This is a genomic window from Sphingobium sp. CFD-2, from assembly GCF_024611135.1.
GTDB classification, from domain to species: Bacteria; Pseudomonadota; Alphaproteobacteria; order Sphingomonadales; family Sphingomonadaceae; genus Sphingobium; species Sphingobium fuliginis.
Genome location: NZ_CP084405.1, coordinates 2,563,967 through 2,590,549 on the forward strand (window position 1 = coordinate 2,563,967; position 26,583 = coordinate 2,590,549).

The window sequence follows — 26,583 nt, forward strand, 5'->3', positions numbered from 1 at the left end:
TTTCTACCAGGACCCGTTCACCCTGAGCCTGTCGAAGGGTCGCCCTTTTTCTTCAAGAAACAAGGGCTTCGACAAGCTCGGCCCGAACGGGGAAATGAACTGAGCTAAGCTTAGCGGGTCGCGTTGTAACGGAGCTGATCCTGGGTCAGGTTGAAACCCACGAGCAGCTCGAAGCTGGTTCGCTGCAAGGCCGCCTTGACGTCCGGCTGCGCGAAGGGGTCGATCGCCGCGTCGGCATCCCCCGCCTTGCGCTTCTCCGTGATCTTGCGCTGGATGTCGGCCGGCAGCGTCGCGGCGGCCCTGTTCACATAGGAGCCGGCCTTGGCGGTCGTGGTGGCGCGATATTGCCCGGCCGGAAAGTCGAGCACCACCTGGCCCACACGCTTGGCGACGACGGCGTTGCCGCCCCGCACCACGGCGGAATAATAAGGCAGCGTCACCTGCCGCGCCGCGCCCGCATCGCTGCGGCGGGCGTTCACGGTGAAGGTCGCCTCCGTGTAAAGCTGGTCCCCTTCCGAGCAGGTGGAGCGCAGGTTGGTGATCTCCGCCACCACGTCGATCGCACGGGCATCCGTGCTGCCCGCCGGATTGAACAGGGTGACGTCGCCGGTCTGCGCCGGGATCGCCGCGACGGGACAGGCCGATCGCACGGCCACGATGCCGCCGGTGGGATCGATTTCGCCCCGCTGGGAACAGCCCGCAAGGGCCATGGCGATCATTCCGGTCAGCGCAAATCGAGAAAAGGTCACAGGCAATCCCTTGGGAACAGGCGTTGGGCTTCTTATCCATAGCCCGTCCCCCACGCAACTCAAACTGCACAGGGCGGCAAGGAAGCGGCTTTCCTCCAAAGCCACATTGGCCTAAGCGGCAGGCATGACCGATCTTCCGCCCATGAAGCTGCTGATCGCCGCCCCGCGCGGCTTTTGCGCCGGTGTCGACCGCGCCATCGTCATCGTCGAAAGGGCGATCGAGAAATATGGCGCGCCTGTCTATGTCCGGCACGAGATCGTCCACAACAAATATGTGGTCGACGGGCTGAAGGCGAAGGGCGCGATCTTCGTCGAGGAACTGGACCAGGTTCCCGACGGCTTGCCCGTGGTCTTTTCCGCCCACGGCGTTCCCAAGACGGTCCCGGCCAAGGCGGAGGAGCGCGGGCTCGACTATCTGGACGCCACCTGCCCGCTGGTCAGCAAGGTCCACCGCCAGGCCGAACGGCAGGTGGAAGCGGGGCGCCATATCCTCTTCATCGGCCATAAGGGCCATCCGGAGGTGATCGGCACCTTCGGTCAGGTCGAGGCGGGGCATATGACCCTTGTCGAAACGGTGGAGGATGCAGAGGCCTTTACCCCTGCCGATCCCGACAATCTCGCCTTCCTGACGCAGACGACGCTGTCCGTCGACGACACCGCCGCGATCGTCGCCACGCTCCAGCGCCGCTTCCCCACCATTCATGCGCCCAAGGGGGAGGACATCTGCTACGCCACCTCCAACCGGCAGGCGGCGGTGAAGGCCATTGCCGCCCGGTGCGACGCCGTCTATGTGATCGGCGCGCCCAACAGCTCCAACTCGCTGCGGCTGGTCGAGGTTGCGGAGCGCGAAGGCACGCCCGCTCGCCTGATCCAGCGCGCGGACGAGATCGACTTCGCCTGGCTGAAGGGCGTGAACACGCTGGGCCTTACCGCCGGCGCATCCGCCCCCGAAGTGCTGGTGCGGGAAGTGGTGGACCGGATCGGCGAAAGATTTTCCGTGGCGGAGGAACAGGTCGAAACCGCGCGGGAAAGCATTGCGTTCAAACTCCCCCGCGGACTGGAGGCCGCATAACTCCATGGCCGTCTATACCCAGGTTCCCGCCGAAGAGATCGACGCTTTCCTCACCCGCTACGACGCCGGACGCCTCGTTTCCGCCAAGGGCATTGCGGAGGGAGTAGAGAACAGCAATTATCTGCTGGAGACCACCGGCCCGGACGGCAATGGTCATCGCTATATCCTCACCCTCTACGAAAAGCGGGTGAACGAGGCGGACCTGCCCTTCTTCATGGACCTGCTCGACCATCTGGGCGCACGCGGTTGCCTCGTCCCCCGTTTCATCGCGGACCGGGAAGGCAGGCGGCTTCAACAGCTTGCCGGTCGCCCCGCCTGCCTGATCGAGTTCCTGACCGGCATCTCCGTGACCGAACCGACCGCGGGCCAGGCCCGGGCCGCGGGCGCGGCGCTGGGCGCGATGCACCGGGCGGCGGAGGGCTTTGCCGGCACGCGCCGCAATGCCCTCGATCTCCCCGGCTGGCATGATCTGGCCGCCAGATGCGGCGCGGACTTCGACCGGATCGCGCCGGGTCTCAAGGCCCGCGTGGCGGAGGAACTCGCTTTCCTCGACGCCCACTGGCCCGCCGAGCTGCCTCGCTCCGTGATCCATGCCGACCTCTTCCCGGACAATGTGCTGATGCTGGGCGATCGGGTGACGGGCCTCATCGACTTCTATTTCAGTTGCACCGATATCCGCGCCTATGATCTGGCCGTCACCCACAGCGCCTGGGTGTTCAGCAATGACGGCGCGACATGGCACGGCGATCGGGCGGCGGCGCTGGCTGCCGGCTATCGGGAAACGCACGGCCTGACCGAAGCCGAACGGGCCGCCTTTCCCGTCCTCTGCCGGGGTGCGGCGCTCCGCTTCCTGCTGACGCGCGCCTATGACTGGATCAATACGCCCGCCGATGCGCTGGTGACGCGCAAGGACCCGCTGGCCTATCTGCGCCGCCTGGAATTCTACGCCGCTGCCGATCCGGCCATGCTGCTCGGCGCATGAGCACCCTTCCCCAGGTCGAGATCTTCACCGACGGCGCGTGCAAGGGCAATCCCGGCCCCGGCGGCTGGGGCGCCGTGCTGCGCTTTGGCGAGACGGAGAAGGAAATCTCCGGCGGTGAAGCGCAGACGACCAACAATCGCATGGAGATGATGGCGGCCATGCAGGCGTTGGAGACGTTGAAGCGCCCATGCCAGGTGACGCTCTATACCGACAGCAAATATGTGATGGACGGCATCACAAAATGGGTGTTCGGCTGGCAGAAGAATGGATGGAAGACGGCCGACAGGAAGCCGGTGAAGAATGCGGAACTCTGGCAGGAGCTGGTCAGGGCCGCAGCCCGCCACAAGGTGACGTGGCAATGGGTGAAAGGCCATGCCGGCCACCCCGAAAATGAGCGGGCCGATCAACTCGCCTGCGCGGCGGCGGAGCAATTCCGCAAGTAAATGGGTTGACCCAACCGACGGGCGGCGCCGCTGGCCCCCTCGACTGGCTCCATCCCGTCAGGATTGGACGCCATCCTCCCCATCCAGGGGGTTGCGGCCGAATATATTGCCCGCCGGATAATAGCGGCAGACGAGATAGTCGTAGCTCTGCCCCTCCGCCAGGGCGCAGCCGACCTTGCGGGTGCCGCGCCAGATGATCTGGGTATAATGGCCGACATCTTCCCATCGGCCGGTGACGCTGAGGTCGGGCAGCTTGCCGCTCCGCCGGAACAGCCGCTTCTCATCGATGAAGGAGCCCACCATCAGCTGATAATCATAGAGGCCGCGCGATCCCATCCAGAGATTCTCGCCGCTGGGAACGGCGCGGCTGGCGCGGGCGGAATGGCGGAAGATGTTGGTCTGCGCCATCTGCCGGGCATAGCGGGCCGCATCGGCGGCCAGGGCGCTATCCCAGGCCAAGGGCGAAAGCCCCAGCGATTCCCGTTCCTCATTGTGCATGCCCAGCACGACGTCGCGCATCAGACCCTCGTCCCGATCCGCTTCCTCAAGACCGTAATAGGAAGCGGGCCGGGCGGGAGGCAATTGCCGCGCCCCGGGCGACGGCTCCGCGCCGCCCTGCCCCGGCGCTGCCGCCAACAGGCCGAGCAGCGCTAGCCGCGCAGGCCAAAGCCGTTTAAGAAGGCCCCCATTCATGTCGCCCGACCCCTTTATCCCCGCTGCCGCGCCCGATGAGCCCCTGGCCTTATATGTGCATTGGCCATTTTGCGTTTCCAAATGTCCTTATTGCGATTTTAACAGTCATGTTCGGGCCGAGATCGACAGCGATGCCTGGCGCGCGGCGCTGCTGAGCGACCTTGCCCATGAAGCGGCGCTGAGCGGCGGCCGGCCGCTCTCCTCGATCTTCTTCGGCGGCGGCACGCCGTCGCTGATGCCGCCCGACATCGTGGAGGCGCTGATCGACGCGGCCACGCGCCATTGGCGGCCGACGAGCGACATCGAGATCACGCTGGAGGCCAATCCCAGTTCGGTCGAGGCCGCCCGCTTCGCGGATCTGGCGGCGGCCGGGGTGAACCGTGTGTCTCTGGGCCTTCAGGCGCTGGAGGATGAGGCGCTACATTTCCTCGGCCGCGCCCATGACGTGCGGGAGGGGCTGGCCGCGCTAGACGTGGCGCAATCGGTGTTCGGCCGGGTGAATTTCGACCTGATCTATGCCCGTCCCGGCCAGAGCCTGGCGGATTGGGAAAGCGAACTGGCGCGCGGACTGTCCTTCGGCACCGATCATCTCTCGCTCTATCAGCTCACCATCGAACCTGGCACCCGCTTTGCGACGCTGGTGGCGCGGGGCGAGTTGAATCCCGCCGATCCGGACCATGCCGCCGACCTTTACGAACGGACGCAGGCGATGACGGCCGCCGCCGGCATTCCCGCCTATGAGATCAGCAACCACGCCCGGCCGGGGCAGGAAAGCCGGCATAACCTTACCTATTGGCGCTATGGCGACTATGTCGGCATAGGCCCCGGCGCCCATGGCCGGCGCGATGGGCTGGCGACGCTGCGGCACAGGAAACCGGAAAACTGGATGAACGCCGTCGCGCGCAATGGCCATGGCCTGCAAAGCGAAGACCCGCTCGACGGGCATGACAGGGCCAGGGAAGCGCTGCTGATGGGGCTGCGGCTGGGCGAAGGCGTAGAGCTGGAGAGGATTGCGCGGATGTCGAGGATGGCGGTCGAGGCTCTGGTGGATGCCGAGGCGGTGACGCGGCTGGCCAGCCATGGGCTCGTGCGGCGAGAGGGTCAGCGGCTCCGCATCGAGCCTGCCGGGATGCTGCTGCTCGACGCCATCCTGCCGGAGATCGTGGCGGTCTGAACGAGGGGCGCGGCATCCGCTACAAACGCGTCATGCTGAACCCGTTTTCAGCATCCATCCTGCCTTCAGGCAGCTTATGCCTGCGGAGAGAAATGGATGCCGGAACAATCCGAGGAGGCCGGCGCATGGGATAGTGGCGGCGGCGCCCTCCGGATCTCGCCCGTCAATCCTCGCCATCCATATGCGCGATCTCCTTGTCCAGATCGCGCAACACCTCGGCCCGGACCTTGTCCGACATCCGCGCAGCCGCAGCGATCTGGGCGCGGGCGGCCATCAATCCGGCCCGGGCGGCGCGATGGGCCTGCGCCTCGATCTGGTCCTGGCAGATGCGGACGCGGATATGGCGGCGGCCATCGGCATCCACCGTCTCCCGCTGGCTTACGCTCTTGCCGTTCTCGCAGCCATTGGCGACGTCGACATGCGGCACCATGCGGCGGATTTCAGCCTCGCTCGGCATGGCGTGGCTCAAGGCGCGGTCGCCCTCGTCGCGCAGGCCGGCGGGCGGCGCCGGGGGAACCGGCGGCGCCGGCAGCGCCATGTCGGCAACGGGCGCCGGAGGAGCAGGCGGAGCAGGAGGCGCCGGCGGCAGGACGGCCATCTCCTCAGCATCTCTCGCATCGGACGAGGACGGGGACGGGGGCGTGGCCGCGGCTTTCGGCGCTTCGGTCAGGGCGATCTCGCTGGCGGAGGCAGGCTGGGCGACCAGATCGGCCAGCCTGCCGAAGTTCATCGAATCCACCTTGTCGGTGATCGCGGCGACCTGCTGCGCCGCCCGGCTGCCGGACGCGGTCAGCGCCAAGCCGGACGCGGTCACCAGGGCGACCGCCGCCATGCCCCAGCTGATGCGGCGCAGCGACACTTCATGGGCAGAGAGCATTTTCAGCCTCCCTTTGAGTGCGGTTATGCGATTGAGATGACAGGCGCCGGCAAACTGGCGGCCGCCCGCAGCCTTCAAGATGGCGCGGCCATAGGCATGCGCCTGATCCCGGCCGTAGAGCGACAGGACCCGGGCATCGCAGGCCTGTTCCTGATCCGCCCGATAGGCGCGATAGGCAATCCACGCGACGGGATTGCACCAGTGCAGGCCCAGCAGCAACAGCGCGACCATATTGGCGACTAGGTCGCCGCCCTGATGATGGGCGCGCTCATGGGCGATGGCCATGGCCTGTTCCTGGGGATCGAAACGCAACGCAAAATCAACGGGCAGCACGATGACGGGGCGGAACACTCCGAAGGCGAGCGGTCCGCCCGCCCGTGGGCCGGTGACGATGCGGATGCGGCCTTCTTCCCCGATCGGCGTGGCGCCCTTCAGGATGAAACGCCGGAAGCGGACATAGCCGACCGCCTGGACGATCAGAAAAAGGACCACGCCCAGCAGCCAGATCGACACCGCGATCTCCAGCCAGGGAATGCTCCAGTCCGACCTGACCGGAAGCGCCACCGGCGCCGCATCCAGCAAGGTCGGCAAGCCCGCCTGGTCAACCGCCCGTTGCAGGGGCGAAGGGCTGGCGACCTCTCGCGGCAGGGCCGGCAAGCCCATGCGAGCGAAGGGCAGCAGCCATAGCCAATAGGCCGCCCCTGCACCCAGCCAGCGCGCCACCGGCTGCCGCAGCAGCATGACCAGCGCCATCAGCAGGGTCATGGCGATCAGCGTTTCCGCGATCCAGACGCTCATGATTTCAACCCCTTCAGGATTTCCTCAAGCTGGGCAATATCTTCCGCCGTCAACTGGTCCTGGCTGGCGAGCTGAGCCACCAGCGGCGACACGCGTCCGCCGAACAGCCGGTTCACCAACCGCCCCGACTCGCTGGCAACATACTCCTCCCGCGCGACGAGCGGGCGATATAAAAAGCGGCGGCCATCCTGATCGGCGGCGATGACGTCCTTGGCCATCAGCCGGGACAGCAGCGTCTTGACGGTCTGGACGCTCCAGTCGCGCCCGGCGGCGACGCGGTCCGCAACATCAGCGGCGGTCTGCGGCGCACGTTCCCACAGCGCCTCCATCACCACCAGTTCCGCTTCGCTGATCTTCTCGCTCAAGGGACTCGTCCGCATCAGAATCGACTACAGACGTAATCGCATTGATTACATCTGTAGTCAAGTGCATGTCATGAACTGTCGGTGCGGTTTACAGCGCCGGTATCGGCCGGACAGGCATTAACCTTTTCAAAGCGCGGGAACGGGCTATTCGCGATGGTTGGCACAGGCTTTGCGTCGTTTCAGACATACCCGATCGTTCGACTACCCGGGAGGATGCGGCACCAGTCTCCGCCGCATCCTCCCACCCGGGTTTCCCGTGCAGCGCCAGGCCTTAAACCAGACCTGTCGACTGCCTTGCCTCGATGGCGGCCGAACTCGTCGAAGAAGGACCGGTCTCGACGGCCATGTTCCCATACGGCCTTCGACAAGCTCCGTCCCCTCTCAGCATCCCGTCATCCGAAGGGCCGCATCAGGACCTGACAGGCATGAAAAAGGCGGCCCGGATGACCGAACCGCCCGCTCCATTCGCTTTAGCCAGCGCTCAATTGGCCGCGGCGACGCCCTGATCGGCCATCAACTGCTGCAACTCGCCGGCCTCGTACATTTCCATCATGATGTCGCTGCCGCCGACGAATTCGCCCTTCACATAGAGCTGGGGAATGGTCGGCCAGTCGGAAAATGCTTTGATCCCCTGGCGAACCGCCTGATCCTGCAAGACGTCGACGCTTTCATAGGCGACGCCCAGATGTTCCAGGATCGCAATGGCGCGGCTGGAAAAGCCGCATTGCGGGAATAGTGGCGTGCCCTTCATGAAAAGCACGACATCATTGCCGTTGACGATCTCCGCAATCCGCTGCTGCACGGCGTCGGTCATTATCTGGGTCCATTCCTGTCAGGCGCCGCTATCAAGGCGCATTTCGTCCAATGGCCGTTAATTGGGAACGGCGGTGGTCAGTTGCAAGGCGTGGAGCACGCCGCCCATGCGGCCGCCCAGCGCGGCATAGACCGCCCGCTGCTGCGCAATGCGGCTCATGCCCCGGAAACTCTCCGCCACGACACGCGCCGCATAATGATCGCCATCACCGGCAAGGTCGGTGATCTCGACCTCCGCATCGGGGATCGCGGCGCGGATCATGTCCGCTATTTCCTCGGCTGCCATCGGCATGGCGAAAGGGTCCTGACGCTTATTGGGCTTCGATGAACATGCGGCGGGCGATGACCTGCTGCTCGTCCAAGGCGGCGCGAACGCCTGCCTCGTCGATGTCGATGCCCGCCTGCGTCATGTCGCCCAGCAGCTTGCGGATCACATCCTCGTCGCCCGCTTCCTCGAAATCGGCCTGCACGACCGCTTTGGCATAGGCGTCCGTTTCTTCGGGGGTCAGGCCCATCTTCGCCGCCGCCCATTCGCCGAGCAGGCGGTTGCGCCGCGCCTGGATGCGGAACTGCATCTCCTGATCGTGCGCGAACATGTTTTCAAAGGCCTTTTCGCGGTCGTCGAAGGTTGTCATGCCTGTGCCCTGTAAAAGGTGAAATGGATCATCCGATCCGAAATAGGAAGATCGGGACGCTTACGCAACGGCGGGGACGAGCCAGGGACGCGTTCCGGCGTCCTTCGCCTCGAACGCGCCGATCGCGTCCGCCTGCCCCAATGTCAGCCCGATCTCGTCCAGACCGCCGAGCAGGCAATGCTTGCGGAAGGGATCGATCTCGAACTGAAAGCGGTCCTGAAACTGTGTCGTGACGGTCTGATGCTCCAGATCGACATGGATGGGGTCCGTCCTGGCCACCTCCATCAGCCGGTCTATCGCCTCCTGCGGCAGGACGACCGTCAATATGCCGTTCTTGAAGGCATTGCCGGAGAAAATGTCCGAGAAGCTGGGCGCGATCACCACCTTGATGCCAAGGTCGGCCAGCGCCCAGGCGGCATGCTCGCGGCTGGACCCGCACCCGAAATTGTCGCCCGCGATCAGGATCGGGCTGCCCGCATAGTCGGGATCGTCGAAGACATTGCCCGGTTCCTTGCGTAGCACTTCGAAGGCGCCCTTGCCCAGGCCCGCACGGGAAATGGTCTTGAGCCAATGCGCCGGGATGACGATGTCGGTGTCGACATTCTTCATCCCGAACGGATAGGCCCGGCCGTCGACGATATTCAGCTTTTCCATCAATGCGCCTGCTTGCTCGCCGGGCGCGGCGTGTCTTCCGCGCGCCCCAGGGTCGCCGCCATGGCGGCACTTGCCAGCGCGCCCAGCGCCAGCAGCCAGAATACCTTCTTCATGCGACCGCCTCTCCCCTTTTTTCACCCATCAGTTCGCGTACGTCCGTGAGATGTCCGGTGATCGCGGCAGCGGCGGCCATGACGGGCGAGACGAGATGCGTCCGCGACCCCGGCCCCTGCCGGCCCATGAAATTGCGGTTGCTGGTGGATGCGCAGCGCTCGCCGGCGGGCACCTTGTCCGGGTTCATGCCCAGGCAGGCGGAGCAGCCCGGCTCCCGCCATTCGAAACCGGCTTCGGTGAAGATGCGGTCCAGGCCTTCGGCTTCCGCCTGGCGCTTGACCAGCCCGGAACCGGGCACGACCATGGCATGCTTGATGCCGCTGGCGATCCGGCGGCCCTTCAGCAGGCCAGCGGCGGCGCGCAGATCCTCGATCCGGCTGTTGGTGCAACTGCCGATGAAGACATGTTCGATCGCCACATCCTCCATCCGCTGTCCGGCGGAGAGGCCCATATAGTCGAGGGACTTCTGCGCGGCCGCGCGCTTGGAGGCGTCGGCAAAGCTTTCCGGATCGGGCACCACGCCAGTGACCGGCACGACATCTTCGGGGCTGGTGCCCCAGGTGACGCTCGGCACGATGTCGGCGGCGTCGATGACCACGCTCTTGTCGAAAACCGCGCCTTCGTCCGTCGCCAGCGTCTTCCAATAGGCGACGGCGGCATCCCACTCCGCGCCCCTGGGGGCCATCGGGCGGCCTTCCAGATAAGTGAAAGTCTTTTCGTCAGGCGCGAACAGGCCGGAACGCGCGCCGGCCTCGATCGACATGTTGGCGACGGTCAGCCGTCCCTCGATCGACATGTCGCGGAACACCGATCCGCGATATTCCATGACATAGCCGGTGCCGCCCGCCGTGCCGATCCGCCCGCAGATCGCCAGCGCGACATCCTTGGGCGTGACGCCATAGCCCAATTCGCCCTCGACCACGACTTCCATGGTCTTGGACTGCTTCAGGAGCAGCGTCTGGGTGGCGAGCACATGCTCGACCTCCGACGTGCCGATGCCGAAGGCCAACGCCCCCAGCGCGCCGTGCGAGCTGGTATGGCTGTCGCCGCAGACCAAAGTCGTCCCCGGCAGGGTGAAGCCCTGCTCCGGCCCGACGACATGCACGATGCCCTGTTCGGGGTCCGCATCCCCGATCAGGCGGACGCCGAATTCCGGCGCGTTCCGCTCCAGCGCCGCAAGCTGCTGCGCGCTTTCCGGATCGGCAATGGGAATGCGGCGGCCCGCGGCGTCGCGCCGCGCCGTGGTCGGCAGGTTGTGATCCGGCACCGCCAGCGTCAGTTCGGGACGGCGCACCTTGCGCCCGGCGATCCGCAGCCCCTCGAACGCCTGGGGACTCGTCACCTCATGCACGAGATGGCGATCGATGTAGATCAGGCAGGTTCCATCGGGACGGCGCTCGACGACATGCGCGTCCCAGATCTTCTCATAGAGTGTGCGGGGCTTGACCATAGTGATTTCCCCCTAGACCCAGACAGGACAGGGGAAAAGGGGAAAAGCGGCCATTTTTTGCTGACGCTGGAGATAGCCCGACCGCAGGACGCCGCGCCAACGGGTTAGCCGGACGCGGCGTGCACGCTGGACATCGGGCTCAAATCGCCCGGTCGTCCCGCACGATGCGCCCCGCAGCGCCGAGTTCCGCTTCATGGCTTTCCTCGCGCCAGGTTTCGGCCAGCGCCGCGCTTTCCCATTCGCGCATCGCGGGCAGCGCCAGCATATGATCGACCCAGCCAAGCGCCACCGGACCGACATCGAGGCCATAGGTGCGCACCCGGAAAACGACCGGTGCATAGAAGGCGTCGGCGGCAGTGAAGGCGGGCCCGGCCAGGAACGGCCCACCGAAGCGGGACAACCCCTCCCCCCATAATTCGGTGAGCCGGGCGATGTTGCGGTTCAGGGAGGGCGAAGGCAGGTGCGGTTCCACCCGCACGCCGACATTCATCGGGCAATCATTGCGCAGGGCGGCGAAACCGCTGTGCATTTCCGCCACGGCCGATTGCGCCCACGCCCGCGCCGCTTCTTCCTTCGGCCAGACTTCCGCATGCCTGTCCGCCAGATAGAGCGTGATGCCCAGCGAATCCCAGACGGTCCGGTCCCCGTCGATCAGGGCAGGCACCTGGCCCGTTGGCGAAAATTCGCGGAAGGCAGCGTAGTTTTCGGCGGCGGCGAATGGCGCCATCCGGTCTTCGAAGGCTATGCCCAGCGCCTTCATCAGCACCCAGGGGCGCAGCGACCAGCTCGAATAATTCCGGTTGGCGGTGACGAGGGTGTAGGACATCGGCTTCTCCCGGTGGAACGGAGCGTCCGGAATAGACCTGCCTGCCGCCCGGCGAAAGCCGGAACGGGACAAGGGTTTCACAAGCTGGCCTTATGCAAAAAAACGGCCCGGAGCGCGAGGCTCCGGGCCGCCAAGTCCTTCCACCCTGATCACGGGAACTGCACTCCCGCGATCCGGACCGTTCGGCAGCCTTCGGGCTGCAAACTGGTTCCCGCCGCAGCCCCTAGGCTGCGAACTGATTCATCGTGTTGTGCGCGCCGCCGGCCTTCAGCGCCGCTTCACCCGCGAAATATTCCTTATGGTCGTCGCCAATGTCCGAACCGGCCATGTTCTGATGCTTGACGCAGGCGATACCCTGGCGGATTTCCTTGCGCTGAACACCCTCGACATAGCCGAGCATGCCTGCCTCACCGAAATATTCCCTGGCAAGATTGTCGGTCGACAGAGCGGCAGTGTGATAGGTCGGCAGGGTGATGAGGTGATGGAAGATGCCGGCCCGCGCCGCCGCATCCTTCTGGAAGGTGCGGATCTTCTCATCGGCCTCGCGGCCCAGGTCCGTCGCGTCGTAATCGGCGCTCATCAGCTTCGCCCGGTCATAGGCGCTGACATCCTTGCCCTCGGCGGTCCAGGCGTCGAAGACCTGCTGGCGGAAGTTCAGCGTCCAGTTGAACGAGGGCGAGTTGTTGTAGACCAGCTTCGCATTGGGCACGACTTCGCGGATGCGGTCGACCATGCCGGCGATCTGCTCGACATGCGGCTTTTCGGTTTCGATCCACAGCAGGTCCGCGCCGTTCTGGAGCGAGGTGATGCAGTCGAGCACGACGCGGTCCTCGCCGGTTCCGGTGCGGAACTGGAAGAGGTTCGACGGCAGGCGCTTGGGACGGAACAGCTTGCCGCCGCGGGCCAGGACGACATCGCCGCGCAGGCTGCCCAAGTCGGTGACCTCCTCGACGTCGAGGAAGCTGTTATACTGGTCGCCCAGGTCGCCATCTTCCTTGCTGTAGGCGATCTGCTTGGTGAGGCCGGCGCCCAGCGAGTCGGTGCGGGCGACGATGATGCCGTCGTCGACGCCCAGCTCCAGGAAGGCGTAGCGGACCGCGCGGATCTTCGCGAGGAAGTCCTCATGCGGAACCGTGACCTTGCCGTCCTGGTGGCCGCACTGCTTTTCGTCCGAAACCTGATTCTCGATCTGGATGCAGCAGGCGCCCGCCTCGATGAACTTCCTGGCCAGCAGGTAGGTCGCCTCGGCATTGCCGAAGCCCGCGTCGATGTCCGCGATGATCGGGACGACATGGGTTTCGTAATTGTCGATGTCATGGCTGATCTTCTGCGCCTTGACTTCGTCGCCGGCTTCGCGGGCGGCGTCGAGGTCGCGGAACATCATGCCCAGTTCGCGGGCGTCGGCCTGGCGGAGGAAGGTGTAGAGTTCCTCGATCAGCGCGGGGACGCTGGTCTTCTCATGCATCGACTGGTCGGGCAGCGGGCCGAATTCGCTGCGCAGCGCGGCGACCATCCAGCCGGAGAGGTAGAGGTAGCGGCCCTTGGTCGTGCCGAAATGCTTCTTGATGCTGATCATTTTCTGCTGGCCGATGAAGCCGTGCCAGCAGCCCAGCGACTGGGTGTAGTTGGCCGGATCGGCGTCATAGGCGGCCATGTCGCGGCGCATGATGCCGGCGGTGTAGCGCGCGATGTCGAGGCCGGTGTGGAAACGGTTCTGGAGACGCATGCGGGCGACCGATTCGGCCGCGATGCCGTCCCAATGGCCCTGACCCCCGATGGTGGCGCCAGCCTTCGTGATTTCCTGTTGGTAGGTCATGACAGCTCGATCCCATGAACGATGTGGTGAATGAATGGCGTTTTTCTAATCGGGCTTTCGCGGGTGCGGCAGGGGGCGTGAAGTTCAGTTGTAGAACTTTACAAGAATTGCGTGTAAAGTTGTAAAGGCTGCACAGGAGCGCTTGACGAATGGCCAAGGATCGACCGGTTTACATGGGGCCGCGGCTGCGCAGGCTGCGGCGCGAACTGGGTCTGACGCAGGCGGACATGGCGGCGGATCTGGAGATTTCCGCCAGCTATGTGGCGTTGCTGGAGCGCAACCAGCGGCCGCTGACCGCCGACATGCTGTTGCGCCTTGCCCGCACCTACAAGATGGACATGAGCGAGCTGGCGGGCGACGGCGGCGCCGAGCAGACCGCGCGATTGCAGGCGGTGCTGAGGGACCCGATGTTCGCGGACATCGACCTGCCGGTGCTGGCGACCGGGGATGTCGCGGTCAATTATCCGGGGATCACAGAGGCTTTGCTGCGGCTGCACACCGCCTATCGCGAGGAGCAACTGGCGCTGGCGGACCGGGGCGTGGAGCGGGAAGATGCCGCCGAGGCGCCCGATCCGGTGGCCGAATCGCGGCGATTCCTGGGCGCGCGGCGCAACAGCTTTCCGCTGCTGGACGATGCGGGGGAAAAGCTGGCGCAGGAGGTGGAGGCGGCGGGGAGCCTGTCGGCATGGCTGAAGGCGAAGCATAATCTGCGGGTCCGGCGCCTGCCGCCCGACGTCATGGCGGGATCGATGCGGCGGCTGGACCGGCACCGCGACGCTGTGCTGCTGGACGACGCGCTGGACGGGGCGAGCACCCAGTTCCAACTGGCGTTGCAGATCGCCTATCTGGAGATGCGCCGCGATTTCGACGCGGTGCTGAAGGACGGCCAGTTCGCGAGCGAGAGCGGGCGGCGGCTGACCCGGCGGGCGCTGGCCAGCTATGGCGCGGCGGCGATCCTGATGCCCTATACCGCCTTCGCCAAGGCGGTGGAGGCGCGGCGTTACGATGTGGAGGCGCTGGCCCGTCAGTTCGGCGCGAGCTTCGAGCAGACGGCCCACCGCCTCACCACGCTGCAAAAGCCGGGGCAGGAGCGCGTTCCCTTCTTCTTCCTGCGCGTCGACCATGCGGGCAATGTCAGCAAGCGGCTGGACAGCGCGGGCTTTCCCTTTGCGCGCCATGGCGGCTCCTGCCCGCTCTGGTCGGTGCATCATGCGTTCGAGCGGCCCAGGGAACTGCTGACGCAATGGCTAGAACTGCCCGACGGGCAGCGATTCTTTTCCATCGCGCGGACGGTGACGGCGGGCGGCGGCGGCTGGGGCGCGCCGAAGATCGAGCGGGCGATCGCGCTATGCTGCGCGGCGGAGCACGCCCATCGGCTGATCTACACGACCGGCGAGGCCACGCCCGAACCCACGCCGATCGGCGTCACCTGCCGCCTGTGCCATCGCAGCCAGTGCATGGCGCGATCCGCCCCGCCCATCGGGCGCGACATGCTGCCGGAGGATTTCCGGCGAACCCACGCGCCCTTCGGTTTCGCCGACGGGTGAGCGCGGCGGCGGCGGATCGTGGCGGGTCCGGCTGACCTGCGCCGGACCCGTCCGCCCCTTTTTGGCTTCAGCGCGGATCAGGCCCGCGCACATCGTCCTGCCTCAGCCGCGAGACCGAAGGCGCCATGCGGTGATCGACCGGCTCATGCACCAGATCGTCGAACAGCGCGCGATAATGGATCATGGCGCGGCGCAGGTCTTCGGTATCCGCGTCGCCCCGCGCATGGCGCAGGGCGATGTCATGGGCCGCGCGATAATTCTGGACGACTTCGGGATGGTCCACCGACAGGTCGGCCGAACGCTGCTCGAAGTCCACGACGGGATAGCCGCGCACCTCCATCACCTCGGCCAGCAGCACGTCGGCCCGCGAGACCGCGCCCTGCGGATCGTCGACGAACTGCGCCTGCACCCGCACCCAGGCGTCGGTGAAGGCATCGGCCTGTTGCGGCGAAAGCGGACGGATGGGGAAGGCGGCGACGCGCTTCTCACGCTGTTGCAGTTCCGCCTCCGCCTTGCGCGCGCTGCCGGTCATTTCCACGGTCCGGCCATATTCCGGGCCGAACCGGGCGCGCAGATCGGCGCGGCGGCGATGGGCGACGGCCAAGACGGCGACCGCCACGACAAGAACAAGCGCCAGAAGCGCCAGGCCGACTTCCAGCGGGGTCAGAGTGACCATGACATCTCTCTCCTCCACGGCCTTCGCAAAGCCGCTGTCGACGCCCGCCGCCTGCACGGGATCAACCTGTTTTGCCGGGCTTTGTTCCGGGGTCGAGAGAGGCGCCGATGGCCCCGGAAAGCTAACCCTCCATAAGATCGAGATAAGCCACCACGTCATTGTCCGTGGCGAGGAAAAGGCCGTCCTGCACATCCTGCGGCTGCTGCTCCGCGATGCGCAGGGCTTCGCTCAACGGGCCGTAAAAGAGCGTCGTCGCCGCGCCGCCGCCGTCAGCGTCGCTAAGATGATAGAGGCGGACGGTGGCCGAGTTGTAGGTGGTGCGCATGGGCGGGGATTATCGGCGCGGCGGTCAGGCCATGCAAGTCGGATCGGATGCATTTCGGGGTGAGAAGCAACCTTTGCTCCTCAGATCGCAACCCGCCAGCCGTCGAGCGGCTGAATGGTGGCGCAGGACGGGCCGTCATCCCTGGCGCGGCCGGGCAAGTGACATTCCAGCGCCGCAGGCGGCGCAGCCTGTTCCAGAAGATCATGAGAAATATCGTGAACGTCGATCTTGGCACGGCGGCTCCACGGTGACGCAGGATCGCCGGCCTGACCGCCGATGGCGATATAGACGAAGCGGCGCTCTGGACCTTCCCGGCGGACGAACTCGCCGCTGAGCTTCGGCCCCGGAGCCAGCTGGACCGGCACATCGAAGCGAAGGGCTTCGTTGCGCGCGACCACAGGGCCTACCGGCGCACCCTTTCTGTCTTGCAGGCTATAGGTGACATCCGGAACCGGATTGTCGATCACCAGACGGAGAATGATCGTCCGCTTCGCCATGATCGCTTGCCCTCCAATCGCTTCGGAAAGGGTCAACCTATAGGAGAATGCGAGCCGATGGCGGAATTTGGCGCTGTCAGCGGCGATCGGTGATCCTGATGCCGCTTGCCAGACGGTTCGGGCCGATCTTCACCGCATCGTCGGTGAAATTGGCGACGAAGCTGCTGTTGCGCTGCAACCCCGGCACGAAGGAGGCGCGGTTGTTCGCGATGGAGAGGTTCGTGCTGTCCTGCTCCCGCCCCTCCGGCGCCACGGTGATGAAGGCGCTGTAATTGTCCTTGTCGCGGCCCTGCACCATTTCATTGCCGCTGATCGTCCCGCTCGCGCCGTTGGAAAGGTCGATCATATAGTTGGTGAGCCGCCCGCCGCTGTCGTCGAAGCTGTTGTCGGTGATAATGACGCGGGGCGTGCGGGTTTTCAGATAATGACCGCCATCGCCCTGGTCGAAGCGGGAGCGGGTGACGGTCAGGCTGCCGTAGCGGCCCGCATAGATGCCGTGGGCGCAGGCGAGGTCGCGGTCGCAGCGCCCCAGATGGCGGAAGGTCGACCTGTCGATGCTGATCGCGTTGCCCGGCGCGTCGCCCGTCAGAATGCCTTCCTCGCTGTTGCGGAACAGGCTGTTGGCGACGGTCAGGTTGCCGCTTTCCAGCCGGATGCCCGCACCATTGCCATCGGGCACGCGCAGATTCTGGAAGATGAGGCCGTCTATGGTGCTCGACCGGCCGCGCAGCACCAGCGCCGCCTTCTGCTCGCAGGCCACGCCGTCGAGGATGGCGGTGCCCGGCTTCTGCGCGCGGATGGTGACGTCGCCGCCCTGCTGCACCGCGCATTGCGCATAGCTGCCCGGCGCCACCAGCACCGTGCCGCGGCCATTGCCGATCGCCCTGATCGCGTCCCCCAGCGTTGCATAGCTTCGCCCGCTTTCCGCCACGGTGAAGGGCGACGTCACCCCCTGCGCCAGCGCGGTTGCCGTCACGGCGGCGGATACAAGCAGGAGAGTCGAAAAAAGGCGCATATCCAAGGATATAGAGGAGCGCCTTTCTGCGGCCAATGCGGAGTCATGGTTAATGAAATATTGTTCCGCTATGGGACAGCGGGAAAACGCCCCCTTGCGCCCGGCTGGGTTCCCGCGATTTCGCGACTTTGAGCGGTCCCCGCACATGCCGCATCATGACGGTTGGCGCGGGCGCGGTTGCGGGTTAAGCCTTGTCCGGACATGGTTTCCGCCCCCTCCCGTCCCTTTCCCGCCTGGCTGACCCTTTGCGGAGCCGCCCTGATGGCGGCGATGACGGGCGGCTGCTCTGACGAGGGGAGTGGACCGGTGACGGTCAGCGTGATCGGCAGCCCCGCCGATTTCGCCACGCCCCTGGAGAATCTGCCGGACCCCGGATCGAAGCTGTTCCTGGAAACCACCGCGCAGGGGCTGGTGGCGTTCGATGCCGGCGGCGAGATCCTGCCCGCCCTCGCCCAGCGCTGGATCGTGGAGGACGATGGCCGCAGCTATATCTTCCGCCTGCGCCGCGCCTTCTGGCCCGATGGCAGCAAGGTGCTGGCGAAGGATGTCGGGCGGCTGTTGACCGCGCGGATAGAGGCGCTGCGCCGGCTGGACCCCGCCGGGCCGCTGGACGCGGTGCAGGACGTGGTGGCGATGACGGGCGAGGTGATCGAGATCAGGCTGGCGGCGCCGCGCCCCTATGTGTTGCAGATGCTGGCCCAGCCGCAGATGGCGATCCTGTCGCGGGAGGGGGGAACCGGCCCCTATCGGCGGGAGAAGCGGGGCGGCGTTCCGGGGAAGGCGCTGGTGCTGACGCCGGTGGAGCGGGCCACGAACGAATCCGGCGACGAACTGCCGGTGCCCGCCTGGCAGACCCGGATCGTCCGGGCGGAGCGGGCCGCGCTCGCCATCACCCGTTTCCAGCAGGGCAAGGCCGCGCTCGTGCTGGGCGGGCGCTTTTCCGACCTGCCGCTGCTGGTGCCGGCGGGGGTCGACCGCGACGATGTGCGGATCGATCCGGTGCAGGGGCTGCTGGGACTGGCGGTGACGGGCCGGAGCGGGGCGAGCGGCAAGCTGCTGGAGGATGACGGCGTGCGGCGGGCGATCAACATGGCGATCGACCGCAGCCGCCTGCCGGTGATGTTCCCCGTCGGCGGCTGGGCCACGACGGAGCAGATCGTGCCGGGCCAGCTCGACCTGCCCGCGCCGCCCGCCGTGCCGGATTGGTCCCGCCTGTCGCAGGATGAACGCTGGGCGCAGGGACAGGCGGTCATGAAACGCTGGCGCAGCGAGCATGGCGATCCGCCGGCGTTGCGCGTGGCACTGCCCAGGGGGCCGGGCTCCACCCTGCTGTTCGGGCTGGTGCGGCATGACCTGGGCATGATCGGCCTGGCTGTCGAGCGGGTCGACATGGCGGCCGATGCCGATCTGCGGCTGGTCGACGAGGTTGCGGCCTATGACAGCGCGCTCTGGTATCTGGGGCGGATCGGCTGCGCCCGGAAGGTGCATTGCTCGGCGGAGGCGGAGGCGCAATTGCAGGCGGCGAGCCTTTCCGCCAGCCTGGACGAGCGCATGGCCCGCGTGGCGCGGGCGGAGGCGCTGATGCAGGCGCATAACGGCTTCATCGCGCTGGGCGCGCCGGTGCGCTGGTCGCTGGTGGCGCGGCGGCTGACCGGCTTCATGGCTTCGCCCCGGGCGCGGCACCCATTGAACCATCTGTTCAGGAGCACCAACTAGAGCAACGAAAGCCGATGCTTGGAGGACGGATGATGGCGATTTCGCAGGACCAGTTCGACCGGATCGTGCGCGACATGCCCGGATTCGGCCGCGATCCGGCTTCGGTGCGCAGGCGGATCGAGATGATGGAGGCGATGCTGGAGGGGCTGTTCGTCCTTCCCGGCACCAACCGGCGGGTCGGGCTGGACAGTCTGGTGGGGCTGATCCCCGTGGTGGGCGATTTCGCCACGGCCGCCATGGGGGCGTGGATCGTGTGGGAAGCGCGGAACCTGGGCATGTCGAAATGGCAGCTCACGCGCATGGCGGCCAATGTCGGCTTCGATACGCTGATCGGCGCCATTCCCTTTGCCGGGGATGTTTTCGATTTCTTCTACAAGTCGAATACGAAGAATCTGCGCATCATCCGCAACCATCTGGACCGGCATCATCCATCGACCGTGATCGTCGAGGGTTAGGCTGTATCGACATGCAGCCCTGGCGGCCTGCAAATGCGCCCAGCGGCGGGCAAGCGCCGGGGCGCATGCGCGACTTCAGGCAAAGGCGAAATCAAGGCCGATGTCGGCGGCGGGGGCCGACTGGGTGAGGCGGCCGACGCTGATATAGGTGACGCCGGTTTCCGCCCTGGCGCGGATGGTGTCGAGCGTAACGCCGCCCGATGCTTCGGTGGGGACGCGGCCGCCGACCAGCGTGACCGCCCCGCGCAGGGTGGGCGCGTCCATATTGTCGAGCAGGAGGTGCGTGGCCCCGGCGGCGAGCGCGGGTTCGATCTGGTCGACGCGGTCCACCTCCACGATGATGCTGGCGATTCCGGCGGCGGCGGCGCGGCGGACGGCCTCCTCCACCGATCCGGCGACGGCGACGTGATTGTCCTTGATCATCGCCGCGTCCCACAGGCCCATGCGGTGATTGGTCGCGCCGCCCATGCGGGTCGCATATTTTTCCAGCACGCGAAGGCCCGGAATGGTCTTGCGCGTGTCGAGCAGCGTCGCGCCGGTACCGAGGATCGCGTCGACATAGGCGCGGGTCATGGTCGCGATGCCGGTCAGGTGCTGGACGGTGTTGAGGGCGGACCGCTCGGCCGTCAGCATGGCGCGGGCCTTGCCGCGGATGCGCATGATGTCGGTGCCCGCAGGCACGCGATCGCCGTCCTCCTTCAGCAGTTCGATCTCCACAGCCGGATCGAGCGCGCGGAAGAAGGCGGCAGCGATCGGCAGGCCCGCCAGCGTCACGGCGTCGCGGCTGTCCATCACCCCGTCGAAGACCGCGTCGGCGGGGATCACCGCCTCGCTGGTGACGTCGCGGCCATCGGGGCCAAGGTCTTCCGCCAGGGTCGAGGCGATGAAGGCGTCGAGATCGAAGCCGGGGAGAGCGAAGGTCATGCTGCCGCCAGCCTTTTTGCGATCATTTCCATCATGGCTGCCTGCTCGCTGCCGGCCGGGAACGTCCAGAAGTCGTGCTTGCGCCGCGGCCATGGCCAGTCGCGGCGCAGAATGCCGCGCAACCGCTTGTCCGATATATGGTGGCGGCGCGCGACTTCCACGGCCGTGACCATCCGTTCCATCAGCGCGTGCCCAGATCGCCCTGCCCGACCGTGCCGCTCGCCATTTCGAGCATGCGGTCGAGGCTCTTCTTGGCGGCGAGGCGCAGCCCCTCCTCCATCTCGATGCGCGGCTGCAGGTCGCGCAGCGCCAGATAGAGCTTCTCCATCGTGTTGAGCGCCATATAGGGGCAGATATTGCAGTTGCAGTTGCCGTCCGCGCCGGGCGCGCCGATGAAATTCTTTTCCGGCACCGCCTTCTGCATCTGGTGGATGATATGCGGTTCGGTGGCGACGATCAGCGTGTCGCCGGGCATGGTCTTGGAAAATTCCAATATGCCGCTGGTCGAGCCGATATAATCGGCATGGTCGACGATATGCGGCGGGCATTCCGGGTGCGCGGCGACAGGAGCGCCGGGATGCTGGGCCTTGAGCTTCAGCAGTTCCGTCTCGCTGAACGCCTCATGCACGATGCAGACGCCCGGCCAGAGCAGCATGTCGCGGCCCAGCTTGCGCTTCAGATAGCCGCCCAGATGCTTGTCGGGGCCGAAGATGATCTTCTGATCCTTCGGAATCTGCGCCAGGATCTTTTCCGCCGAGGAGGAGGTGACGATGATGTCGGAAAGCGCCTTCACCTCCGCCGAGCAGTTGATGTAGCTGAGCGCGATATGGTCGGGATGCGCCTCCCGAAAGGCCTTGAACTGGGCGGGCGGGCAACTGTCCTCCAGACTGCATCCCGCATCCATGTCCGGCAGCACCACGATCTTTTCCGGCGAGAGGATCTTCGCCGTTTCCGCCATGAAGCGCACGCCGCAGAAGGCGATGACATCGGCGTCCGTCTCCGCCGCCTTGCGCGAGAGTTCCAGCGAATCGCCCACGAAATCGGACAGGTCCTGGATCTCCGGCTTCTGGTAATAATGGCCGAGGATGACGGCGTTGCGTTCCTTGCGCAGCCGGTCGATCTCCGCGCGCAGGTCGATCCCCTGCGGGATTCCGGTGATGGCGTTCATGTCCCTACCCTGCTCCTTGAAGGGCCTTCGTCCAGCGCCCCCTAACGGGCGTTGCGGCTGTTGGCCAGTACATCGTTGATGGGCGTCGTCACGTCCCATCGATCCCGGTCGCGGTCGGCGCGTTCCGGCGGGAAGGTGACGATCACCCGCGCGTCGCCATAGCCCAGCGCCCCCAGCGGCGCGCCGAGCAGCCTGCCGAGCGCGGCGCGGCCATAATCGCGCGCCTGCGCCATGCGTTCGGGCGAGCGCGCTTCCCTGTCCGCGCGTCCCTGCGCGTGGAGCGAGGTGCGGCGGCTGAGTTCCTCCCCCGCCTGCCGGGTCACGAACAGGCCGTTGGTCTGCACCAGCGTCCGGCGGCTTTCGTCGATATTGGGCTGCCCCGGCTTCACGTCCGGCGCGTTGACGATGAGCGTCCGGGTCTTTTCATTCCATTCCAGATCGCCGGCGCCGATGCCGCCGACGTCGATGAAATAGGCGACCGAAAAGGGCATCTTCACCAGCTGGTCCGACTTCAGCAGCCCGAAGCCGCGCACATCCTGCGCCGTGCTCTGTATCGTGCCGGACAGTTCCGACACCTTGAGGCTGGAGGCGCCCGCGAAACGTTCCGCGATGACCCTGGTGACGGCCGAGCCGTCCTCCTCCACCGTCACCGCATAGTCGCGTTCATAGCGGTGCCAGCCGACCAGCATGGCCGCCCCCGCGGCGAGCAGGGCCAGGACGGCCAGAACGGGGCCGGCGAAGCGCTTCAGCGCAACTGCCATCGTCCGTCCCCCGTCGCGGCGGCGATGCCGCGCCCGTCGAGGTCGATGAGATGCGCCAGCACCGAACGCCCCGCCGCGCTGTGCAGCCGGGGATCGACGCCCCTGTACATTTCCGTGACCATGGCGGGGATTTCCGATGCGCCGTTGCGTTCCAGAAAGCGCAATATCTGGCCTTCGCGCTGCTTTCGGTGGCCCATCATGCCGCGCACCAGCCGCTGCGGATTGTCGACCGCATCGCCATGGGCCGGATAATAGACCGCGTCGGTCCGGTCGAGCAGCCGCTGCATCGAGGCCATATAGGCGGTCATGTCTCCGTCCGGCGGGGAAACCACGCTGGTGGACCAGCCCATCACATGATCGCCGGTGAACAGGGCATTTTCCTCCGCCAGCGCGAAGCAGAGATGGTTGGAGGTATGGCCCGGCGTCGCGACGGCCGTCAGCGTCCAGCCCCGGCCGCCAAGCTGTTCGCCATCCGCCAGCACCCGGTCCGGACGATAGGCGGCGTCGAAGGCGGCATCGGCGCGGGGTCCGTCGTCGTCCAGCGTCAGCGGCGCGCAGCCGACGACCGGAGCGCCGGTCCGGGCGCTGAGCGGCGCGGCGGCGGGGCTATGGTCGCGATGGGTGTGGGTGCAGAGGATCGCGCTGACCGGACGCCCGCCGATCGCGTCGAGCAGCGCGGCCAGATGCGCCGCGTCGTCGGGGCCGGGATCGATGACCGCCACATCCTCCACGCCCACCAGATAGGTCTGCGTGCCCGTATAGGTGAAGGGCGAGGGATTGGGCGCGAGCACGCGACCCACCAGCGTAGAAAGCCGCATCAGCGCGCCGGTGGGCAGGTCGGCCGGATCGAAGGGTGTTGCCATGTCCGATCCCATGTGCCCATTTCCGGGCGGTTTTCAAGGGCGATCCCCTGCCCTATCATGGCGCCATGGCGGCTTCGGACGATCTTTGCGAACAATGGCGGCGGCATCTGGCGCTGGACCGGCGGCGGTCGGTGCATACGGTGCGCGCCTATGTGGCGACCGCCGAACGGTTACTGGCCTTCCTGGAGGAGCATCGCGGCGAAGCGGTGACGGCGGCCATGCTGGCGGGCATCGAACAGGCCGATCTGCGCGCTTTCCTGACGGTGCGGCGGATGGACGGCATCGGCAACGTCTCGGCGGCGCGGGAATTGTCGGCGGTGCGCGGTTTCCTGCGGTTCGTGGGCGGCGAGGATGCCCGCGTCCCGATGCTGAAGGGGCCGCGGGTGAAGCGCGGCCTGCCCCGCCCCGTGTCGCCCGACGAGGCCGTGGCGCTGGCCGGGGACATAGCCGAAACCGCGCGGGAGCCGTGGATCGGCGCGCGGGACTGGGCGGTGCTGCTGCTGCTTTACGGGGCGGGACTGCGCATCGGGGAGGCGATGGGATTGACCGGCGCGGTGCTGCCCCTGGGGGAAACCCTGCGCGTCACGGGCAAGCGGGGCAAGACCCGGATCGTGCCGTTATTACCGCAGGTGCGGGAGGCGATGGAAGCCTATGTGTCGCTCTGTCCCTTTGGGCAGGAGAAGGACGGGCCGCTGTTCCGGGGCGCGCGGGGCGGGCCGCTTTCGCCGGCGCTGATCCGCCGCGCCGTGCAGGGCGCGAGGGGACGGCTGGGCCTGTCGGACCGGACGACGCCCCATGCGCTGCGCCACAGTTTCGCGACGCATCTGCTGGGGCGCGGGGCGGACCTGCGGTCGTTGCAGGAATTGCTGGGCCATGCCAGCCTGTCCTCGACGCAGATCTATACGCAGGTCGATGCGGCGCATCTGCTGGATATTTATCGCAACGCCCATCCCCGGGCGTGAAGCCGTTTCCTCGTCCGGACCGGGTTCCTGCCCGCGCGGGAGCATGACGATCCGGGATCACCCCCTCGGCTTCCAGGTGGCCAGCCGCCAGAGATAGAAGAGGACCGCCCCGACCACGCAGGCGGTCGCCACGGGTCCGACATATTTGTCGATGTCGCGGAAATTCTGGCCCAATATATAGCCCGCATAGGCAAGGACGATGTTCCACACCAGCGCGCCGCCGCTGGTCCAGAGCAGGAAGCGGACATGCCCCATGCGGAACAGGCCGGCGGGCAGCGAGATCATCGTGCGGAAGGCGGGCATGAAGCGGAACACGAACACCACGATCTGCCCATATTTGCCGAAGATATGATCGAGCGCCTCGACATCCTTCCACTCCAGCGTCGCCCAGCGGCCATAGCGGTCGACGATCGGCTTCAACCGGCCGAAGCCCAGCCGGTGGCCGATCATATACCAGAAATAATTGCCGATGGTGGTCCCGACGGTGCCCGCGAACAGCAGCCATCCCATCTCCATCCGGCCCTGCCCCACGCGGATGCCGCCAATGCCCATGATGAGTTCGGACGGGATCGGCGGGAAGACATTTTCCAGCACCATCAGGACGAATATGCCCCAATAGCCGCCCGCATCGATCAGGCGGAGAACCCAGTCGGTCATCCGATCGCCCATCCCGTCGCGCGGTCGGCCCTGCCGCACGGCGTCCCCGCCCCGGCCGGGATGACGCCATATCGATTCAAGCGGCTGCCCGCGCCGCCAGCCGGGCGTCGATCGCGTCCCAGATCATCCCGCCGGTGTCCGTGCCATTGAAGGCGTCGATGGAGACGATGCCGGTCGGGGACGTCACGTTGATTTCCGTCAGCCATTCGCCGCCGATCACGTCGATGCCGACGAACAGCAGGCCGCGCCGCCTGAGTTCCGGGCCCAGCGCTTCGCAGATTTCCAGTTCGCGTTCGGTCAGCACCGTCTTCGCGGCCGAACCGCCCACGGCGAGGTTGGAGCGGATCTCGCCCGCGCCGGGAATGCGGTTGACCGCGCCCGCGACTTCGCCGTCGACCAGCACGATCCGCTTGTCGCCTTCCGCGACGCCGGGGATGAAGGCCTGCACCATGAAGGGTTCGACCCAGGAGGATTTGAACAGTTCCACCAGCGCGGAGAGATTCGCGCCGGACCGCCCGACATGGAAGACGGCATTGCCCGCATTGCCGTAGAGCGGCTTCACCACGACTTCGCCATGCTGGGCGAGGAAGGACTTCACCTCCTCCAGGTCGCGGGTGATCATCGTCGGCGGCATGAAGCGCGCATAGTCGAGCACGAACAGCTTTTCCGGCGCATTGCGGACGGAGGCGGGATCGTTCACCACCAGCGTTTCTTCCTGCACGCGCTCCAGCAGGTGCGTGGCGGTGATGTAGCTGAGGTCGAAGGGCGGGTCCTGCCGCATCAGGACCACGTCGACGTCCCGGCCAAGGTCCAGCACCTCCGCCTCCCCGAAGGCGAAATGATCGCCCTCCACCTTCTGCACCCTGACCGGGCGCGCCCGCGCCAGCACGCGGCCGTCGCGATAGGTGAGGTCCGGGGCGAGATAATGATAGAGCCGGTGTCCCCGCGCCTGCGCCGCCAGCATGATGTGGAAGGTCGAATCGCCGCCGATCCTGATGCCCTCCATCGGGTCCATCTGCACGGCGACGGTGAGCGGGTTGAGTTCGGTCGTCATCGACTTGCTTTTCCTACCGTTCGGGTTGGGCCTGTCGAAGCCCATCCCTTTCCTGAAGAGAAGTTTCGCCGTTGAGCAAGCTCGGCCTTCGGGTCGACAGGCTCAGGGCGAACGGAACGGGAGGATCGGTTCAACCTACCCCCCGTGCCAGACATTGGCCAGATGGCGCGGCGGGCGGCCCGGCGCAAGGAGCATCACGTCGATTCGCATGTCGTCGCCCGGTTTTGCAAGGTCGTGGAACAGGATTTCCGCCGCCGCCGCGACGCGGGAGAGGCGGCGTTCGTCTATGGCGAGGTGAAGATCGGCATCCGTCGCCCTTGCCTTGACCTCGACGAAGGCCAGCATCCTGCCGCGCCGGGCGACGAGGTCGACCTCCCCCGCGGGCGTGCGCAGGCGGCGGCCGACGATCTGCCAGCCCTTGAGCCGCAGCCACCAGCCGGCGATGCGCTCCGCCTGTTTTCCGCGCTTTTCGGCTGCCCGGCGCTTCACCCCCCGAGTTCCC

31 protein-coding genes are annotated in these 26,583 nt (G+C 66.4%); 8 read left to right on the plus strand and 23 right to left on the minus strand.

The annotated features are described in order from the left end of the window. Positions 1-110: 110 nt before the first annotated feature. Positions 111-719, minus strand: coding sequence for a hypothetical protein (locus LDB29_RS12640; protein ID WP_037481428.1), 609 nt, complete (start codon positions 717-719; stop codon positions 111-113). Positions 720-873: 154 nt separating this feature from the next. On the opposite strand from LDB29_RS12640, the gene ispH reads away from it, so the two are divergent. The 3 genes from ispH to rnhA are packed head-to-tail and all read left to right on the plus strand — an operon-like array spanning position 874 to position 3,246. Then, positions 874-1,821: a 4-hydroxy-3-methylbut-2-enyl diphosphate reductase gene (gene ispH, locus LDB29_RS12645; RefSeq protein WP_025546969.1), complete on the plus strand. Its 948-nt coding sequence runs from the start codon at positions 874-876 to the stop codon at positions 1,819-1,821. Positions 1,822-1,825: 4 nt separating this feature from the next. Further along, the gene (gene thrB / locus LDB29_RS12650; protein ID WP_025546971.1) at positions 1,826-2,803 is read left to right on the plus strand and encodes a homoserine kinase; all 978 of its coding nucleotides are present in this window, start codon (positions 1,826-1,828) and stop codon (positions 2,801-2,803) included. Further along, positions 2,800-3,246 carry a ribonuclease HI gene (rnhA, locus tag LDB29_RS12655; RefSeq protein ID WP_025546973.1) on the plus strand — a complete coding sequence of 149 codons (447 nt, stop codon included), beginning with the start codon at positions 2,800-2,802 and terminating at the stop codon, positions 3,244-3,246. The genes thrB and rnhA overlap by 4 nt, the downstream gene beginning before the upstream one ends. Before the next feature lie 57 nt (positions 3,247-3,303). On the opposite strand, the gene LDB29_RS12660 is transcribed toward rnhA, so the two are convergent. Further along, complete coding sequence (locus tag LDB29_RS12660) at positions 3,304-3,939, minus strand: CAP domain-containing protein (protein WP_025546975.1); 636 nt, start codon at positions 3,937-3,939, stop codon at positions 3,304-3,306. On the opposite strand from LDB29_RS12660, the gene hemW reads away from it, so the two are divergent. Then, positions 3,938-5,113, plus strand: coding sequence for a radical SAM family heme chaperone HemW (gene hemW, locus LDB29_RS12665; RefSeq protein ID WP_025546977.1), 1,176 nt, complete (start codon positions 3,938-3,940; stop codon positions 5,111-5,113). The two genes, LDB29_RS12660 and hemW, sit on opposite strands and share 2 nt — an antisense overlap. A 163-nt stretch (positions 5,114-5,276) precedes the next feature. Here the strand turns inward: hemW and LDB29_RS12670 are convergent, their stop codons facing one another. The 9 genes from LDB29_RS12670 to LDB29_RS12710 all read right to left on the minus strand — a co-directional run bounded on the left by LDB29_RS12670 (position 5,277) and on the right by LDB29_RS12710 (position 13,461). Beyond that, complete coding sequence (locus LDB29_RS12670; protein ID WP_025546980.1) at positions 5,277-6,788, minus strand: M56 family metallopeptidase; 1,512 nt, start codon at positions 6,786-6,788, stop codon at positions 5,277-5,279. Next, positions 6,785-7,153, minus strand: coding sequence for a BlaI/MecI/CopY family transcriptional regulator (locus LDB29_RS12675; protein WP_025546982.1), 369 nt, complete (start codon positions 7,151-7,153; stop codon positions 6,785-6,787). Before LDB29_RS12675 ends, LDB29_RS12670 begins: the two co-directional genes overlap by 4 nt. 481 nt (positions 7,154-7,634) lie before the next feature. Then, positions 7,635-7,967, minus strand: a complete 333-nt coding sequence (gene grxD, locus LDB29_RS12680; protein WP_025546984.1) for a Grx4 family monothiol glutaredoxin — start codon at positions 7,965-7,967, stop codon at positions 7,635-7,637. Positions 7,968-8,024: 57 nt separating this feature from the next. Further along, entirely contained in the window at positions 8,025-8,258 is a 234-nt protein-coding gene (locus tag LDB29_RS12685; protein ID WP_025546986.1) for a BolA/IbaG family iron-sulfur metabolism protein, read from the minus strand. A gap of 19 nt (positions 8,259-8,277) precedes the next feature. Further along, complete coding sequence (locus LDB29_RS12690; protein WP_025546988.1) at positions 8,278-8,601, minus strand: DUF1476 domain-containing protein; 324 nt, start codon at positions 8,599-8,601, stop codon at positions 8,278-8,280. 60 nt (positions 8,602-8,661) lie between these two features. Further along, entirely contained in the window at positions 8,662-9,255 is a 594-nt protein-coding gene (gene leuD / locus LDB29_RS12695; RefSeq protein WP_048575443.1) for a 3-isopropylmalate dehydratase small subunit, read from the minus strand. Between the two features lie 109 nt (positions 9,256-9,364). After that, positions 9,365-10,819, minus strand: coding sequence for a 3-isopropylmalate dehydratase large subunit (gene leuC / locus LDB29_RS12700; protein WP_099186126.1), 1,455 nt, complete (start codon positions 10,817-10,819; stop codon positions 9,365-9,367). Between the two features lie 139 nt (positions 10,820-10,958). Further along, positions 10,959-11,645 (minus strand): glutathione S-transferase family protein, encoded by a 687-nt coding sequence (locus LDB29_RS12705; protein WP_025546990.1) that lies wholly within the window; start codon positions 11,643-11,645, stop codon positions 10,959-10,961. Positions 11,646-11,868: 223 nt separating this feature from the next. Further along, positions 11,869-13,461: an isocitrate lyase gene (locus LDB29_RS12710; protein ID WP_025546991.1), complete on the minus strand. Its 1,593-nt coding sequence runs from the start codon at positions 13,459-13,461 to the stop codon at positions 11,869-11,871. Between the two features lie 149 nt (positions 13,462-13,610). Here LDB29_RS12710 and LDB29_RS12715 point away from each other — a divergent pair, with 149 nt between their 5' ends. Next, complete coding sequence (locus tag LDB29_RS12715; protein ID WP_044660152.1) at positions 13,611-15,008, plus strand: short-chain fatty acyl-CoA regulator family protein; 1,398 nt, start codon at positions 13,611-13,613, stop codon at positions 15,006-15,008. 67 nt (positions 15,009-15,075) lie between these two features. On the opposite strand, the gene LDB29_RS12720 is transcribed toward LDB29_RS12715, so the two are convergent. The 4 genes from LDB29_RS12720 to LDB29_RS12735 form a co-directional block, all read right to left on the minus strand. Then, on the minus strand, positions 15,076-15,684 hold the full coding sequence (locus LDB29_RS12720) for a hypothetical protein (RefSeq protein WP_257554303.1): 609 nt from the start codon (positions 15,682-15,684) through the stop codon (positions 15,076-15,078). A gap of 121 nt (positions 15,685-15,805) precedes the next feature. Beyond that, positions 15,806-16,009, minus strand: a complete 204-nt coding sequence (locus LDB29_RS12725) for a hypothetical protein (protein WP_025546994.1) — start codon at positions 16,007-16,009, stop codon at positions 15,806-15,808. Positions 16,010-16,089: 80 nt separating this feature from the next. After that, on the minus strand, positions 16,090-16,506 hold the full coding sequence (locus LDB29_RS12730) for a DUF5990 family protein (RefSeq protein WP_025546996.1): 417 nt from the start codon (positions 16,504-16,506) through the stop codon (positions 16,090-16,092). A gap of 76 nt (positions 16,507-16,582) precedes the next feature. Next, positions 16,583-17,521 (minus strand): right-handed parallel beta-helix repeat-containing protein, encoded by a 939-nt coding sequence (locus LDB29_RS12735; protein WP_025546998.1) that lies wholly within the window; start codon positions 17,519-17,521, stop codon positions 16,583-16,585. 201 nt (positions 17,522-17,722) lie between these two features. On the opposite strand from LDB29_RS12735, the gene LDB29_RS12740 reads away from it, so the two are divergent. Together LDB29_RS12740 and LDB29_RS12745 are read left to right on the plus strand one after the other, a co-directional pair. After that, positions 17,723-19,237 carry an ABC transporter substrate-binding protein gene (locus LDB29_RS12740; protein WP_020821201.1) on the plus strand — a complete coding sequence of 505 codons (1,515 nt, stop codon included), beginning with the start codon at positions 17,723-17,725 and terminating at the stop codon, positions 19,235-19,237. Positions 19,238-19,269: 32 nt separating this feature from the next. Further along, complete coding sequence (locus LDB29_RS12745; protein ID WP_025547000.1) at positions 19,270-19,692, plus strand: DUF4112 domain-containing protein; 423 nt, start codon at positions 19,270-19,272, stop codon at positions 19,690-19,692. A 75-nt stretch (positions 19,693-19,767) separates the two neighbouring features. On the opposite strand, the gene nadC is transcribed toward LDB29_RS12745, so the two are convergent. Genes nadC through LDB29_RS12770 form a run of 5 tightly spaced genes read right to left on the minus strand, consistent with a single transcriptional unit; the run spans position 19,768 to position 23,408 of the window. Then, positions 19,768-20,616, minus strand: coding sequence for a carboxylating nicotinate-nucleotide diphosphorylase (nadC, locus tag LDB29_RS12750; RefSeq protein ID WP_025547002.1), 849 nt, complete (start codon positions 20,614-20,616; stop codon positions 19,768-19,770). Next, on the minus strand, positions 20,613-20,789 hold the full coding sequence (locus LDB29_RS12755; RefSeq protein ID WP_257554304.1) for a hypothetical protein: 177 nt from the start codon (positions 20,787-20,789) through the stop codon (positions 20,613-20,615). The genes nadC and LDB29_RS12755 overlap by 4 nt, the downstream gene beginning before the upstream one ends. 8 nt (positions 20,790-20,797) lie before the next feature. Further along, positions 20,798-21,784: a quinolinate synthase NadA gene (nadA, locus tag LDB29_RS12760; RefSeq protein WP_044660157.1), complete on the minus strand. Its 987-nt coding sequence runs from the start codon at positions 21,782-21,784 to the stop codon at positions 20,798-20,800. Between the two features lie 41 nt (positions 21,785-21,825). Continuing rightward, on the minus strand, positions 21,826-22,545 hold the full coding sequence (locus tag LDB29_RS12765; RefSeq protein WP_025547006.1) for a DUF4230 domain-containing protein: 720 nt from the start codon (positions 22,543-22,545) through the stop codon (positions 21,826-21,828). Next, positions 22,530-23,408: an MBL fold metallo-hydrolase gene (locus tag LDB29_RS12770; protein WP_037481434.1), complete on the minus strand. Its 879-nt coding sequence runs from the start codon at positions 23,406-23,408 to the stop codon at positions 22,530-22,532. The genes LDB29_RS12765 and LDB29_RS12770 overlap by 16 nt, the downstream gene beginning before the upstream one ends. Positions 23,409-23,473: 65 nt before the next feature. On the opposite strand from LDB29_RS12770, the gene LDB29_RS12775 reads away from it, so the two are divergent. Beyond that, a complete protein-coding gene (locus LDB29_RS12775; RefSeq protein ID WP_025547010.1) occupies positions 23,474-24,370 on the plus strand; it encodes a tyrosine recombinase XerC in 897 nt (298 codons plus the stop codon). 57 nt (positions 24,371-24,427) lie between these two features. On the opposite strand, the gene LDB29_RS12780 is transcribed toward LDB29_RS12775, so the two are convergent. From LDB29_RS12780 to LDB29_RS12790, 3 genes are all read right to left on the minus strand, one after another. Then, positions 24,428-25,027 (minus strand): DedA family protein, encoded by a 600-nt coding sequence (locus LDB29_RS12780; RefSeq protein WP_025547012.1) that lies wholly within the window; start codon positions 25,025-25,027, stop codon positions 24,428-24,430. 76 nt (positions 25,028-25,103) lie between these two features. Then, positions 25,104-26,081 (minus strand): glutathione synthase, encoded by a 978-nt coding sequence (gshB, locus tag LDB29_RS12785; protein ID WP_025547014.1) that lies wholly within the window; start codon positions 26,079-26,081, stop codon positions 25,104-25,106. A gap of 135 nt (positions 26,082-26,216) precedes the next feature. Next, positions 26,217-26,570 (minus strand): YraN family protein, encoded by a 354-nt coding sequence (locus LDB29_RS12790; RefSeq protein ID WP_025547016.1) that lies wholly within the window; start codon positions 26,568-26,570, stop codon positions 26,217-26,219. Between the last annotated feature and the right edge of the window lie 13 nt (positions 26,571-26,583).

Bases quoted from the DNA above. Each gene is read 5' to 3' on its own strand.
- LDB29_RS12640 (WP_037481428.1), bottom strand. From the start codon at position 719: ATGATCGCCATGGCCCTTGCGGGCTGTTCCCAGCGGGGCGAAATCGAT.
- ispH (WP_025546969.1), top strand. From the start codon at position 874: ATGACCGATCTTCCGCCCATGAAGCTGCTGATCGCCGCCCCGCGCGGC.
- thrB (WP_025546971.1), top strand. From the start codon at position 1,826: ATGGCCGTCTATACCCAGGTTCCCGCCGAAGAGATCGACGCTTTCCTC.
- rnhA (WP_025546973.1), top strand. From the start codon at position 2,800: ATGAGCACCCTTCCCCAGGTCGAGATCTTCACCGACGGCGCGTGCAAG.
- hemW (WP_025546977.1), top strand. From the start codon at position 3,938: ATGTCGCCCGACCCCTTTATCCCCGCTGCCGCGCCCGATGAGCCCCTG.
- LDB29_RS12660 (WP_025546975.1), bottom strand. From the start codon at position 3,939: ATGAATGGGGGCCTTCTTAAACGGCTTTGGCCTGCGCGGCTAGCGCTG.
- LDB29_RS12670 (WP_025546980.1), bottom strand. From the start codon at position 6,788: ATGAGCGTCTGGATCGCGGAAACGCTGATCGCCATGACCCTGCTGATG.
- grxD (WP_025546984.1), bottom strand. From the start codon at position 7,967: ATGACCGACGCCGTGCAGCAGCGGATTGCGGAGATCGTCAACGGCAAT.
- LDB29_RS12685 (WP_025546986.1), bottom strand. From the start codon at position 8,258: ATGCCGATGGCAGCCGAGGAAATAGCGGACATGATCCGCGCCGCGATC.
- LDB29_RS12690 (WP_025546988.1), bottom strand. From the start codon at position 8,601: ATGACAACCTTCGACGACCGCGAAAAGGCCTTTGAAAACATGTTCGCG.
- leuD (WP_048575443.1), bottom strand. From the start codon at position 9,255: ATGGAAAAGCTGAATATCGTCGACGGCCGGGCCTATCCGTTCGGGATG.
- leuC (WP_099186126.1), bottom strand. From the start codon at position 10,819: ATGGTCAAGCCCCGCACACTCTATGAGAAGATCTGGGACGCGCATGTC.
- LDB29_RS12705 (WP_025546990.1), bottom strand. From the start codon at position 11,645: ATGTCCTACACCCTCGTCACCGCCAACCGGAATTATTCGAGCTGGTCG.
- LDB29_RS12710 (WP_025546991.1), bottom strand. From the start codon at position 13,461: ATGACCTACCAACAGGAAATCACGAAGGCTGGCGCCACCATCGGGGGT.
- LDB29_RS12715 (WP_044660152.1), top strand. From the start codon at position 13,611: ATGGCCAAGGATCGACCGGTTTACATGGGGCCGCGGCTGCGCAGGCTG.
- LDB29_RS12720 (WP_257554303.1), bottom strand. From the start codon at position 15,684: ATGGTCACTCTGACCCCGCTGGAAGTCGGCCTGGCGCTTCTGGCGCTT.
- LDB29_RS12725 (WP_025546994.1), bottom strand. From the start codon at position 16,009: ATGCGCACCACCTACAACTCGGCCACCGTCCGCCTCTATCATCTTAGC.
- LDB29_RS12730 (WP_025546996.1), bottom strand. From the start codon at position 16,506: ATGGCGAAGCGGACGATCATTCTCCGTCTGGTGATCGACAATCCGGTT.
- LDB29_RS12735 (WP_025546998.1), bottom strand. From the start codon at position 17,521: ATGCGCCTTTTTTCGACTCTCCTGCTTGTATCCGCCGCCGTGACGGCA.
- LDB29_RS12740 (WP_020821201.1), top strand. From the start codon at position 17,723: ATGGTTTCCGCCCCCTCCCGTCCCTTTCCCGCCTGGCTGACCCTTTGC.
- LDB29_RS12745 (WP_025547000.1), top strand. From the start codon at position 19,270: ATGGCGATTTCGCAGGACCAGTTCGACCGGATCGTGCGCGACATGCCC.
- nadC (WP_025547002.1), bottom strand. From the start codon at position 20,616: ATGACCTTCGCTCTCCCCGGCTTCGATCTCGACGCCTTCATCGCCTCG.
- LDB29_RS12755 (WP_257554304.1), bottom strand. From the start codon at position 20,789: ATGGTCACGGCCGTGGAAGTCGCGCGCCGCCACCATATATCGGACAAG.
- nadA (WP_044660157.1), bottom strand. From the start codon at position 21,784: ATGAACGCCATCACCGGAATCCCGCAGGGGATCGACCTGCGCGCGGAG.
- LDB29_RS12765 (WP_025547006.1), bottom strand. From the start codon at position 22,545: ATGGCAGTTGCGCTGAAGCGCTTCGCCGGCCCCGTTCTGGCCGTCCTG.
- LDB29_RS12770 (WP_037481434.1), bottom strand. From the start codon at position 23,408: ATGGCAACACCCTTCGATCCGGCCGACCTGCCCACCGGCGCGCTGATG.
- LDB29_RS12775 (WP_025547010.1), top strand. From the start codon at position 23,474: ATGGCGGCTTCGGACGATCTTTGCGAACAATGGCGGCGGCATCTGGCG.
- LDB29_RS12780 (WP_025547012.1), bottom strand. From the start codon at position 25,027: ATGACCGACTGGGTTCTCCGCCTGATCGATGCGGGCGGCTATTGGGGC.
- gshB (WP_025547014.1), bottom strand. From the start codon at position 26,081: ATGACGACCGAACTCAACCCGCTCACCGTCGCCGTGCAGATGGACCCG.